The organism is Cellvibrio sp. (genome assembly GCF_039207905.1).
Lineage (GTDB): Bacteria > Pseudomonadota > Gammaproteobacteria > Pseudomonadales > Cellvibrionaceae > Cellvibrio.
The window spans coordinates 29,819-41,778 of record NZ_JBCECX010000005.1; the positions used below are offsets into that span (position 1 = coordinate 29,819).

Annotated in this window: 13 protein-coding genes; 1 reads left to right on the plus strand and 12 read right to left on the minus strand. The window is 48.0% G+C overall.

What is annotated here, in order from left to right; all coding sequences use genetic code 11:
* Positions 1–18: 18 nt before the first annotated feature.
* From rlmN to trmJ, 12 genes are all read right to left on the minus strand, one after another.
* The gene (gene rlmN / locus AAGC78_RS03955) at positions 19–1,197 is read right to left on the minus strand and encodes a 23S rRNA (adenine(2503)-C(2))-methyltransferase RlmN (protein WP_435782737.1); all 1,179 of its coding nucleotides are present in this window, start codon (positions 1,195–1,197) and stop codon (positions 19–21) included.
* A gap of 46 nt (positions 1,198–1,243) precedes the next feature.
* Positions 1,244–1,669, minus strand: coding sequence for a nucleoside-diphosphate kinase (gene ndk, locus AAGC78_RS03960; RefSeq protein ID WP_435782738.1), 426 nt, complete (start codon positions 1,667–1,669; stop codon positions 1,244–1,246).
* A 191-nt stretch (positions 1,670–1,860) separates the two neighbouring features.
* Positions 1,861–2,283: a SufE family protein gene (locus tag AAGC78_RS03965; RefSeq protein WP_435782739.1), complete on the minus strand. Its 423-nt coding sequence runs from the start codon at positions 2,281–2,283 to the stop codon at positions 1,861–1,863.
* Between the two features lie 24 nt (positions 2,284–2,307).
* Complete coding sequence (gene sufT / locus AAGC78_RS03970) at positions 2,308–2,844, minus strand: putative Fe-S cluster assembly protein SufT (protein WP_435782740.1); 537 nt, start codon at positions 2,842–2,844, stop codon at positions 2,308–2,310.
* Positions 2,845–2,869: 25 nt separating this feature from the next.
* Positions 2,870–3,226, minus strand: a complete 357-nt coding sequence (locus AAGC78_RS03975) for a HesB/IscA family protein (protein ID WP_435782741.1) — start codon at positions 3,224–3,226, stop codon at positions 2,870–2,872.
* Between the two features lie 28 nt (positions 3,227–3,254).
* Positions 3,255–4,505 carry a SufS family cysteine desulfurase gene (locus tag AAGC78_RS03980; protein WP_435782742.1) on the minus strand — a complete coding sequence of 417 codons (1,251 nt, stop codon included), beginning with the start codon at positions 4,503–4,505 and terminating at the stop codon, positions 3,255–3,257.
* A complete protein-coding gene (gene sufD / locus AAGC78_RS03985; protein ID WP_435782743.1) occupies positions 4,498–5,820 on the minus strand; it encodes a Fe-S cluster assembly protein SufD in 1,323 nt (440 codons plus the stop codon). The genes AAGC78_RS03980 and sufD overlap by 8 nt, the downstream gene beginning before the upstream one ends.
* Positions 5,821–5,822: 2 nt before the next feature.
* Entirely contained in the window at positions 5,823–6,563 is a 741-nt protein-coding gene (gene sufC / locus AAGC78_RS03990) for a Fe-S cluster assembly ATPase SufC (protein ID WP_435782890.1), read from the minus strand.
* Positions 6,564–6,684: 121 nt separating this feature from the next.
* Entirely contained in the window at positions 6,685–8,121 is a 1,437-nt protein-coding gene (gene sufB / locus AAGC78_RS03995; protein ID WP_435782744.1) for a Fe-S cluster assembly protein SufB, read from the minus strand.
* A gap of 38 nt (positions 8,122–8,159) precedes the next feature.
* Positions 8,160–9,320, minus strand: coding sequence for an IscS subfamily cysteine desulfurase (locus AAGC78_RS04000; RefSeq protein WP_435782745.1), 1,161 nt, complete (start codon positions 9,318–9,320; stop codon positions 8,160–8,162).
* Positions 9,321–9,355: 35 nt separating this feature from the next.
* Positions 9,356–9,844 carry a Fe-S cluster assembly transcriptional regulator IscR gene (iscR, locus tag AAGC78_RS04005; RefSeq protein WP_435782746.1) on the minus strand — a complete coding sequence of 163 codons (489 nt, stop codon included), beginning with the start codon at positions 9,842–9,844 and terminating at the stop codon, positions 9,356–9,358.
* A 184-nt stretch (positions 9,845–10,028) separates the two neighbouring features.
* Positions 10,029–10,865 (minus strand): tRNA (cytosine(32)/uridine(32)-2'-O)-methyltransferase TrmJ, encoded by an 837-nt coding sequence (gene trmJ / locus AAGC78_RS04010; protein WP_435782747.1) that lies wholly within the window; start codon positions 10,863–10,865, stop codon positions 10,029–10,031.
* Positions 10,866–11,120: 255 nt separating this feature from the next.
* Between trmJ and AAGC78_RS04015 the strand changes: the two genes are divergently transcribed.
* Positions 11,121–11,924, plus strand: a complete 804-nt coding sequence (locus tag AAGC78_RS04015) for an inositol monophosphatase family protein (protein WP_435782748.1) — start codon at positions 11,121–11,123, stop codon at positions 11,922–11,924.
* The last annotated feature ends 36 nt before the right edge of the window (positions 11,925–11,960 follow it).

Genomic DNA, 11,960 nt, shown 5'->3' on the forward strand with positions numbered 1-11,960 from the left:
ACACCATTGCATTTGAGATTATTGATTAACAATTTTTACTGCTTGAAGCTCATCAAATTTTGCTCGGTAACGTTCGCTGCGACGGGTGAGATCATTGACCTGACCAGCCAATTGACCGCAGGCAGCATCAATATCATCGCCGCGGGTAGTACGAACGGTTGTGATGTAACCAGCCTCCATCAAAATGTCTTGGAATTTACGTAACGCGTTATTGCTTACGCGCTTGTAGTTCGACAAATTAAATGGGTTAAATGGAATTAAGTTGATCTTGACCGGAACATCGCGCAGGAGTTCCGCTAATTGATGAGCATGATGCGGGCGATCATTCACTTGATCGATCAATGTATATTCGATAGTGATTTTGCGATGGGTATCCGGCATAGCTTCAATGTAGCGCTTGGCGGAATCCAGCAACATCGCGATGGGATATTTACGATTGATAGGAACCAATTCGTTGCGTAACTCATCATTGGGTGCATGCAGTGATATCGCAAGACAAGCATCAGTGTATTGGCTCAAGCGATCCAATTGTGGGACAACACCTGATGTACTCAAGGTCACGCGACGCTTTGATATTCCGTAGGCATTGTCATGCATCATCAGATTCATTGAATCGACAACATTATCAAAATTAAGCAGGGGCTCGCCCATGCCCATCATTACTACATTGGTCACACTGCGTGGACCATTGGCCTGAAGCTGGCCAAATGATTTTGCTGCGATCCATACTTGGCCGATAATTTCAGCAGCCGTTAAATCGCGGTTGAAGCCTTGTTTTCCGGTAGCACAAAAACTGCAATCCAACGAACAACCAACCTGCGATGACACACACAAAGTGCCGCGATCACCATCAGGAATATAAACAGTTTCGATAACATTGCCGCCGCTAACGCGAATCAAAAATTTGCGTGTCCCATCGGTTGAATCAAATTGTTGTACAACTTCAGGAAGACGAATTTCGGCAATATTTTTTAGTTTTGCGCGGAGATCTTTGCTGACGTTGGTCATGTCATCAAAGTTGTCAGCGCCAAGCTGGTGAATCCATTTCATAACCTGAATAGCGCGAAATTTTTTCTCGCCAATAGATTCAAAAAAAGCGACCAATTTGGCTTCTGACAAGCCCAACAGGTTCATTTTGGCAGAGCCCTCTGCAGCCTCCGCAATTACGGGAGAAGTGGAACTGGATACTTCAGTCATGGCTCATACCTATGAACACGTTGGAATACAAAAAATTAAATCAGGATTAACGAATAACAACTTCATTACTGGCGAAGAAGTAAGCTACTTCGCGTGCAGCAGACACAGGAGAGTCTGAGCCGTGCACCGCGTTAGCATCGATTGCTGCTGCGAAATCGGCACGGATAGTACCCGGTGCAGCTTTAGCTGGGTCAGTAGCGCCCATAAGCTCACGGTTCAACAAAATGGCGTTTTCACCAGAAAGCACTTGCACCACCACTGGTCCTGACGTCATGAAATTAACCAGACCATCAAAAAACGGGCGACCTTTGTGCTCTGCGTAAAACCCTTCAGCTTGGGCGCGACTCAACAACAGCATGCGCTGAGCGACAATCTTAAGACCCGCTTTTTCAAAGCGAGCGACGATTTCACCGATATGATTCTTACTTACTGCATCAGGTTTGATAATGGATAAAGTTTGTTCAACAGCCATGGGACACTCCGCACTCGATTTCTTGGTTACTGTACGCCATTTATCACGCCATCTGCGGAATCAAGGCCTACAAAATACAAAACCCGCGAATTATACGCGGGTTTACATTATTTTTATATCCTAGCTATTTGATAAATAAACAAAATCAGCTATGGATCAAGCCACCGCTGGCAGACAAAATAGGAATCGGTTTAATTGGCGCGCGATGCCCTGTCCTGAATCCGCTTAACCATGGCTTTCAGGCCATTACCACGGGTGGAGCTCAAGTGCTGGAGCAAATCCAGCTGGGCAAAATAGGCATCGATATCAAACGCAAGGATTTCACCCGGAGTCTTGCCATTGAATGCAGCCAACACCACACCTAATAACCCCTTTACGATAAACGCATCGCTATCGGCTTGAAAGAACAGCTTCCCATCGCGCCATTCATCGACCAGCCATACCTGACTTTGACAACCGCGCACCAGATATTCCTCGGTACGCAATGCCGGACTCATATCCGGAAGCTCTTTGCCAAGATCAATAATGTACTTATAACGCTCTTCCCAGTTGTCAAAAAAACCGAGACTGTCGATGATGTCATCGACACTAACATCTATACCAAATTGGGTCATTGGTGAATCTCAATCCAAGGTAGATCAGTAAAACATACCGGTTTGTAGTTGTGCTTCTTCGCTCATCATATGGCGCTGCCACGGAGGGTCAAACACCAGCTCGACCTTAACCTTTTCGACATTAGGCACTTTGCGCACCCGATATTCAACATCGCCCACCAGCACCGGCCCCATGCCGCAAGCGGGTGCAGTCAATGTCATCTGGATATCTACTTGATGTGCCGCCTGGTCAACCGTCACACTGTAAATAAGCCCCAAATTCACCAGATCTACCGGGATTTCAGGGTCGAAAACGCTGCCCAACGCCTGCCACACCTGATCTTCTACTATTTTGTCATCAACAGGAGCAGGGAAATTGATTACCTCTGCCTCCAATCCCAACAAATGGGCGTCGGTTCCATCTACCCTAACCATCTGGCCGTGATAAGTCAGGGTGTAATTACCACCCAGCGCTTGGGTAATAGTGACGAACGTACCTTCCGGGATTGTTAGCGGCGAACCATCCGGTACACGCCGGGCAGGACAATCCGCTTGGGCAACCACCATGCGTCTTTCAGACATATGAATTCTCTACTCAAGCGCCCTATTAGTTGACGCTAAAACTTTCGCCACAACCGCAGTATTCTTTTGCGCGTGGATTATTGAACTTGAGCTCGCGGTTAACGCCTTCGGTCACATAATCAATCTCGGTACCACTCAGGACCGACAAGGCATTAACATCAACCAGCAATTCAACACCTTCGCCTAGCTGCATATGCAAATCATCTGATTTAGCTTCTGCCACCAAATCGACGACATACTTCCAACCAGTGCAGCCACTTTGTTTAACGCTCAAGCGAACGGCTTTGGCATCTTTGCTTGAACCCAATTGGCGCTTGAAATGCGCCGCGGCTGTTGCAGTTACTTGCACAGGTTGCTGCGGATCAAATGATGCAATGCTCATAGCAGTCTCCAGGATTACCTACTACTCATCAGAGTAAAAATGTTTTCGCTTTTTCTATCGCGGCAAACAAGCGATCCACCTCATCAAAGGTGTTATAAAAACTAAAACTGGCGCGAACAGTTCCGGGAATACCGAACTGATCCATAATCGGTTGCGCGCAATGATTACCGGTACGGACAGCAACACCTTGTTTATCCAACAAAACACCTACATCTGCGGGATGTGCGCCCTCTAATAAAAAACTCATTACCGATGCCTTATGTGTGGCAGCACCCACTAATTTCAAGCCCGACGTAGAGCGCGCTTTTTCTTCAGCATATTCTAGTAACGCTTGCTCATGTGCCGAGGCAGCAACACGATCCATTGCGTTTAAGTAATCGATAGCAGCACCAAAACCAATTACACCGGCGATATCGGGTGTGCCAGCTTCAAACTTGTAAGGCAACTGATTGTAAGTAGTGCCCGAGAATGCAACAGTTTCAATCATCTCTCCGCCACCTTGATATGGCGGCATCGCATTCAGCAAATCCAATTTCCCATAGAGCACACCCAATCCAGTCGGGCCAAATAATTTGTGCGCAGAAAAAACATAAAAATCACAGTCCAGTTTCTGCACGTCCACATTCCAGTGGCTAACGGCTTGTGCACCATCAATCAACACACGAGCACCAACGGCATGAGCCAAACCAATTATTTTTTCTACCGGATTGATGGTTCCCAACGCATTGGATACATGACCAACAGAAACCATTTTTACTTTTGCATCCAGCATATTTTCGAATGCAGAAATATTGATACTGCCATTACTATCAACCGGAATCGGTTCAACTGTTGCACCCGTTGCTTGCGCCACTAATTGCCAAGGCACAATATTGGAATGATGCTCCATCGCCGATACAAGGATACGATCGCCCTGCTGCAAATTGGCTTTGCCCCAAGAGGCCGCAACCAGATTAATGCTTTCCGTAGTGCCGCGAGTCCAAATAATTTGCTTGGCTGAAGCCGCATTTAAAAACGCAGCCACTTTTTCACGCGCCGCCTCAAACTTTACTGTTGCGCGATCTGCCAGCGCATGAGCACCGCGATGTACATTACTGTTGTCAGTGCGGTAGTAATCGCTGATTGCATCGATCACTACATTGGGCTTTTGCGTAGTCGCCGCGTTATCGAGATACACCAATGGCTGACCGTTAACTTGCTGATGCAAGATAGGGAAATCGGCGCGAATTTTTTCGACATCAAAATTCACAGCACCAACGCTCACCAAAGACTCAGTCATCTGCCAACTCCGCCAATGCACTGGCATCATTCAAACTATTGTCGCGCCCGAACAGTTTGGCCAAACGCGGTTGTAGATAATCGTGCACAACCGGCTGTGCAATTTGCTCTAACAACTCATTGATGAACCCGAAACTCAGCATCACATCTGCTTCAGCACGTGACAAACCGCGACTCTGCAGATAATAACGGGCATTGTTGTTAAGCTGGCTGATGGTTGCACCATGAGCACACTTCACGTCGTCAGCATAAATTTCCAATTCCGGCTTGGTATTTACCTCAGCCTTGTTGGAGGTCAACAAATTTTTGTTGCTAAGTTCAGCCAGCGTTTTCTGCGCATCTTGATGAATATAAATACACCCATTAAAAATAGCTTGGGCTGAATCACCAACAATCCCGCGAAACACTTCATTCGATGTGCAATGCGGAACCCAGTGACACACATTGGTGTGGTAATCCACGACCTGCTGATTGCGTGGCAGATAAACACCTTGCAAATCCAATTCTGCGCCTTGGCCGCGGTGATTTAATTGATAATCAACACGCATCAAGCTGGAGCCCAGAGCCAACGCGAATCCGCGAAACCGGGCATTGCGCTGTAAATCCACATGCACTGCGCCAATATGCTGCGCGTGCTCTTCTTCAAGATTCAAACGATAGTGATGCAAGTTAGCGCCATCAGCCAAATGCACTTCCGTTAGCGAGTTGGCAAAACCATTTTGCACTTCATCGCGTGAGAAATAATGTTCAACAACATCAGCACGCGAATTCTCACCCAGCACAATCAATACACGCTGGTTACTCACAGCCGCCATTGCGGTAACGACATTGACAATGTAAACCGGTTTATCCAATTGCACATTGCGTGGCACATGCACCAGTATGCCGTCATCCAACCATGCATTATTCAGGGTCGCAAAAAGATGCTTATCGCCCTCAACAATATTTCCAAGATGCTCTTGGATCAGCGCTTGCTGGTCAGCATTAGCGTTAGAAAAACGCACAATGGATTCCGGCAACTTGCTTGAATACACTGGATCAAAGACGCCATTAATGAACACCAACCGATGGGCATCTAATGGGATCAGCTCTTCCGCCAAATCCTTATCCAGAGTTTGATTTGCCGTTGCGCCCCAAGTATGGAAAATAGTCTTATGCAGAGCTTGCATAGGAGTGTATTTCCAATGCTCAGTTTTGCGCGTCGGCCAAGGTTGCGCCAGCCACTCATCAGTTGCTTTATTGCGCAAGCTTTCCAACCAGGTCACTGGTTGTTGCTGCGTTGTGAGACGTATAGCTTGGTGTTGAAAATCACTCATGCTTACACAGCCTCGTTTTCAAGCCAGGCGTAGCCTTTTTCTTCCAGCTCCAGCGCCAATTCTTTACCGCCGGTTTTTACAATTCGTCCATTCGCAAGCACATGCACATAATCAGGTACGATGTAATCCAGCAAACGTTGGTAGTGGGTTACTACGATAAAACTACGCTCAGCTGAACGCATAGCATTCACACCGTTAGCAACGACTTGCAGTGCATCAATATCCAAACCCGAATCAGTTTCGTCGAGAATGCACAGGCTCGGTTCGAGCAACATCATTTGCATAATTTCGTTGCGTTTCTTTTCACCACCGGAAAAGCCTTCATTCACGCCACGTTTTAAAAATGCCTGATCAAGACTTACGCGCTTGCTTGTCTCACGCGCAAGTTTCATAAACTCAACTGCTGACAGCTCTGCTTGTCCGTGATGTTTGCGTTTTGCATCCACCGCCGCCTTCAGGAATTCCATATTGCTTACACCGGGAATTTCTACCGGATATTGGAACGCCAAGAACAAACCTTCACGCGCACGTTCTTCAATTTCCAGCTCAAATAAATCTTTGCCATTAAAATCGACGCTGCCGCCAGTCACTTCATAACCATCGCGGCCAGACAACACATTGCCCAATGTACTTTTGCCCGCGCCATTTGGCCCCATAATGGCGTGAACTTCTCCGGGATTAACGGTCAAATTTAAACCTTTAAGAATTTCTTTCTCTTCAACGCGAGCAAACAAATCAGTAATGCGTAACATAAATTTCGAATCCGATAATTTTCTAACACGGTAAGTTCAATTTTTTCTGTTCTTCATGCTGGGCAGCAGGATTTATCACCACCATCCCAACATACAAAATCGCCTTAAGCAGTTAACCAACCGAACCTTCAAGGCTGACCTCTAACAATTTGCCAGCCTCAACAGCAAACTCCATCGGCAACTCTTTAAATACCTCGCGACAAAAACCATTTACGATCATGGACACAGCTTTTTCCGCGTCCAGTCCGCGCTGCTGGCAGAGGAACATTTGGTCTTCACTCACTTTCGAGGTGGTGGCCTCATGTTCAATCACCGCACTTGGGTTTTTACTTTCGATGTAAGGGAAAGTGTGGGCACCACATTTATCGCCGATCAGCAAAGAATCACACTGGGTGTAATTGCGCGCACCTTCAGCACCAGGATTGATACGCACCAAACCGCGATAGGCATTGGAGCTTTTACCGGCAGAAATTCCTTTGGAAATAATCGTCGAGCGAGTATTTTTTCCGATATGGATCATCTTGGTTCCAGTATCGGCCTGCTGATAATTATTGGTGAGCGCCACCGAGTAGAATTCACCGACGCTGTTATCACCACGCAGAATACAACTTGGATATTTCCAGGTTACTGCTGAGCCTGTTTCAACTTGCGTCCAGGAAATTTTTGCATTGGTGTGGCACACACCGCGCTTGGTCACAAAATTGTAAATACCGCCCTTGCCTTCTTCGTTACCGGGATACCAGTTTTGTACAGTGGAATATTTGATTTCGGCGTTATCCAGCGCGATCAATTCAACAACTGCAGCATGCAATTGGTTTTCATCGCGCATCGGCGCGGTGCAACCTTCGAGATAGCTTACGTGCGAACCTTCATCTGCAATAATCAACGTACGCTCAAATTGGCCGGTGTTTTGTTCATTAATACGGAAGTAAGTCGACAACTCCATCGGGCAGCGCACACCTTTGGGGATATACACAAAGGAGCCGTCTGAAAACACTGCGCAATTCAGTGCGGCATAGTAGTTGTCTTTTTGTGGCACAACCGAGCCGATATATTTTTTAACCAGCTCTGGATACTTATGTACTGCTTCGCTGATCGAGCAAAAAATTACGCCAACTTCGAGCAATTTTTCGCGGAAGGTAGTTACTACTGAAACCGAGTCGAACACCACGTCCATCGCAACACCCGCGAGTGCTGCTTGCTCGTGCAATGGAATTCCAAGCTTTTCATAGGTGCGCAACAATTCCGGATCTACTTCATCCAAGCTTTTGGGCTTGTCATTCATAGATTTAGGCGCGGAATAATAAGAAACCGCCTGAAAATCAATATCATCGTATTTGACGTGCGCCCATTCCGGCTCGGTCATTTCCAACCAAGCGTTATAGGCTTTCAAACGCCATTCCAACAACCATTCGGGTTCATTCTTTTTCGCTGAAATAAAACGAATAACATCCTCATTCAACCCTGGTGGCAGAGTTTCTGAATCGATGGCGGTATGAAAACCAGCAGCGTATTCTTTCTTAATGAGTTGTTCGACTTGTTCAGACATTGCATTTACCTTTTGTTGCTGAGGGCTTGTGCCGGGCACTAAGCCTTGTGCAGCTTGGCGATAACACTGCGAAGGTGTTCAATCGCATATTCAATTTCGTCGGCAGTGGTGTAACGACCAATGCTAAAACGCAGCGACGCTTGCGCTGCTTCATCACTCAAACCAATCGCTTTAAGCACGTAGCTGGGCGACATGCTCGCCGAGTTGCACGCCGAGCCACTGGAAATTGCCAAATCACGCAACGAGAGCAATAACATCTCGCCATCCGCATTACCAAATGACACATTCAAAATGCCGCTCACGCAATCATTGCTGGAACCGTTGCGTTTTACGCCCGGCAAATCTGCAATGCCTTCCCATAAGCGGTCACGCAATACTTTTATACGCGCGGCATCATTAGCTAACTGTTCAGCTGCCAAGCGCGCCGCCTCACCAATTCCCACTAACTGATGGGTGGGCAATGTGCCAGAACGCATGCCGCGCTCATGTCCGCCACCGTGTATTTGCGCTGCGATTTTTACTTCGCCTGCGCGACGCACGTAGAGCGCACCAATACCTTTTGGTCCATAAAACTTGTGCGCAGAAAGTGAAAGCAAATCTACACCGAGCGCCTTGACATCCAGCGCAATTTTTCCAGCACTTTGTGCAGCATCGCAATGAAATAAAACACTGCGCGCTTTACAAAGGTCATTCAAACTTTTGATGTCGTTGATGCAGCCCAATTCATTGTTGACCTGCATGATGCTGACTAAAAAAGTATCGCTACGCAGGGCAGCAACTAAAGCATCTAGGGTGATAATTCCTTCTGCGGTTGGTTGCAGACGCGTTACGGCAAAACCTTGCGCTTCCAACCAACTAACCGGATCAAGTACGGCCTTGTGTTCAATCGCCGACACAACAATATGACCGCCGGTTTTGTGCGTTGCGCGATAAGTTTCCGCAGCACCTTTTAGCGCGAGATTATTTGCCTCAGTCGCACCGCTAGTCCAAACAATTTCACGCGGATCAGCATTAATCAAACCGGCAACTTGCGCGCGGGCCTCTTCCACTGCTTCTTCAGCTTGCCAACCGTATAAGTGAGAGCGAGAAGCAGGATTAGCGAAGGTTCCTTCGAGCGTGAGACATTGCGCCATGCGTGTTGCTACTTCAGGAGCAACAGGAGTTGTCGCGGCGTAATCTAAATAAATGGGCTTGCGCAAAACGGTCAATACCTTGGAATAAGGTGAAAATACAGTTACAAAATTTCGCTTACGGCGATATGGGATTCATCGCAACGGCCATTGATTAAGCGCTCATCCTGACGCAACCGCACTGACTGGATATCATTGCGTGCCACCAAATCAGCGAGCGTAATATCGCTCAGGAAACGATGGATCTGCGCACTTAAATCCTCCCACAGATGGTGAGTCAAACAGACCTCGCCTTCCTGGCAATTACCTTTACCTTCACAGCGAGTTGCATCCAAGGACTCACTTACTGCATCGACTACCTGGGCGATGGAAATATCAGCCGTGTTACCCATGAGGCGATAACCGCCACCGGGGCCGCGTACACTTTTGACCAACTTAAAGTGACGCAAACGCGCAAATAATTGCTCCAGATACGACAGGGAAATCCGTTGGCGTGTAGAGATATCCGCCAGACTAACGGGTCCCTGATCGCTGTGCAGCGCCAAATCCAGCATGGCGGTGACGGCGTAGCGGCCTTTAGTAGTAAGTCTCATAAGCGGATGGGCCTCGTAAAAAATCCCGTTGTTAGTGAGTCGCCGCAGGTAAGCAAGATGAGCCGGAATCAGTCGCGACGCTAATTCCGAGTATTTTACTCAAGTATTCAGCCTTTTCCAATGTCCAATCGACTGAAGAGTGGATATCGGGTCAATTAGCCGGATTTATCGCCACTTTTCGGGATTATTCTCCCTTGGGATCGCTCTTTTCGCCTTTAACTTGCTCGCGCATGGACTCCAAACCTGGCTTCAAGCCAAACTTGGTCATCACCTGGCCGCTGTAATGAACGTAATTTTGTACCGCTGTCAGCACGCCGCGCAGGATATTCAGCTCCATCTGGTCCATACGCACACGGTTATAGAGGCGACGCAAGCGGGTCATAGTCTGCTTGGGGTTATCGCGATCAAGGAAATTCAACTCAGCAAGAGTCTGCTCAAGATGCTCGTAGTAAGTCTCCATCGCTTGGGCTTCTACGGGCGGCATATCCCACTGGTGCTGCGGCAAGGTATTCCCTTCTGCGGCTTGCAAATAAGCCATGCGGATTTCATAAGTGATCACCTGCACTGCAGTCGCAAGGTTCAATGAGCTGTAATCCGGATTCGCCGGGATATGCACATGGTAGTTGCACTTATGTAGCTCTTCGTTCGTAAGGCCGCGATCTTCGCGTCCAAATACGACGGCAACCTCATGGCTCCCCGCTTCAGCCCACACATTTTCACCGCACTGGCGTGGATCAAGGAGCGGCCAGGGAATGCGACGCTCACGGGCGCTGGTACCCACTACCAAGCTACAACCAGCGATAGCTTCATCAAGAGTCTCAACGACTACAGCGCTATCCAATACATCCGTTGCACCGGCTGAACGCCAAACGGCCTTGTCTGATGGATATTCCTGCGGAGCCACGAGATATAAGCGACCCAAGCCCATATTTTTCATCGCCCGCGCAGTGCCACCAATATTGCCCGGGTGACTGGTATTAACCAAAACGATACGGATATTGGCAAAAGGCTGGGCTGACATAGGCAAATCTCGGTGACAAATAAGGAGGTGAGAGTTAAGGACTCAATAAAACGGCGCGCAGTATACAGTCACTTATCACTAGCCTCTAGTGACGACTTGCAGCTATACTGCGCGCCCTTGGCGAGAGGTACCAGACAAACCTTGTCTGATGTCACCTGCGGCCCCGCTCTTTATACAATCCCTACCCCTGAATTAGTGCTATCTAATCGATATCGATCTAATTGTTAACTTATTGCTTTTATTGAATGGTGCTTTATGGAACCCATGTTGACGATTGCTCTGCGCGCTGGGCGCAAAGCTGCTGAGTTGATCGAACGCGCATTTGAGCGTGTTGACTTGTTAACGATCGAAACCAAAAGCCGTAACGACTATGTAACTGAAGTCGATAAAGCCGCTGAAAAAGAAATTATTTACCATCTCCGCAAAGCCTATCCCGACCACAGCATCCGCGGTGAAGAAGGCGGACACCAACCCGGCAAGAACCCCGATTACGAATGGATTATCGATCCGCTTGATGGCACCACCAACTTTATTCACGGGGTACCGCACTTCTCTATCTCCATCGCTTGCAAATACAAAGGCCAGATCGAACACGCCGTTATTATCGACCCCATCAAACGCGAAGAATTTACTGCCAGCCGTGGCCGTGGCGCCGCACTGAATGGCCGTCGCTTGCGCGTATCCAACCGTCGCGGACTTGAAGGTGCATTAATCGGCACCGGCATTCCTTTCAGTGGTTATGCACTGGAGCACATCGGCCCATACCTTGCGTGCGTACAAGAAATTGCCGGTCAAACTTCCGGGATTCGGCGCTGCGGTTCAGCTGCACTGGATTTGGCTTATGTGGCATCAGGTCGCTTTGATGCATTCTGGGAAATGAATTTAAACGAGTGGGATATTGCTGGCGGCATTCTGCTAGTGAAAGAAGCTGGCGGTTTGATCAGCGACTTTAATGGCGGTGCCGATTATCTGGAAACCGGCCACATCGTGTGCGGCTCACCTAAAGTGTTTAAGCCGATCCTTCAAATCGTGCAAAAAAATCTTGGTCATCTTAAATAAGACTGATCAGAAGCAAAAAAACGGCGAGCCTTGGCT

Excerpts from the sequence above, each read along its gene's own strand:
- rlmN (WP_435782737.1), bottom strand. The coding sequence starts at position 1,197 with ATGACTGAAGTATCCAGTTCCACTTCTCCCGTAATTGCGGAGGCTGCA.
- ndk (WP_435782738.1), bottom strand. The coding sequence starts at position 1,669 with ATGGCTGTTGAACAAACTTTATCCATTATCAAACCTGATGCAGTAAGT.
- AAGC78_RS03965 (WP_435782739.1), bottom strand. The coding sequence starts at position 2,283 with ATGACCCAATTTGGTATAGATGTTAGTGTCGATGACATCATCGACAGT.
- sufT (WP_435782740.1), bottom strand. The coding sequence starts at position 2,844 with ATGTCTGAAAGACGCATGGTGGTTGCCCAAGCGGATTGTCCTGCCCGG.
- AAGC78_RS03975 (WP_435782741.1), bottom strand. The coding sequence starts at position 3,226 with ATGAGCATTGCATCATTTGATCCGCAGCAACCTGTGCAAGTAACTGCA.
- AAGC78_RS03980 (WP_435782742.1), bottom strand. The coding sequence starts at position 4,505 with ATGACTGAGTCTTTGGTGAGCGTTGGTGCTGTGAATTTTGATGTCGAA.
- sufD (WP_435782743.1), bottom strand. The coding sequence starts at position 5,820 with ATGAGTGATTTTCAACACCAAGCTATACGTCTCACAACGCAGCAACAA.
- sufB (WP_435782744.1), bottom strand. The coding sequence starts at position 8,121 with ATGTCTGAACAAGTCGAACAACTCATTAAGAAAGAATACGCTGCTGGT.
- iscR (WP_435782746.1), bottom strand. The coding sequence starts at position 9,844 with ATGAGACTTACTACTAAAGGCCGCTACGCCGTCACCGCCATGCTGGAT.
- trmJ (WP_435782747.1), bottom strand. The coding sequence starts at position 10,865 with ATGTCAGCCCAGCCTTTTGCCAATATCCGTATCGTTTTGGTTAATACC.
- AAGC78_RS04015 (WP_435782748.1), top strand. The coding sequence starts at position 11,121 with ATGGAACCCATGTTGACGATTGCTCTGCGCGCTGGGCGCAAAGCTGCT.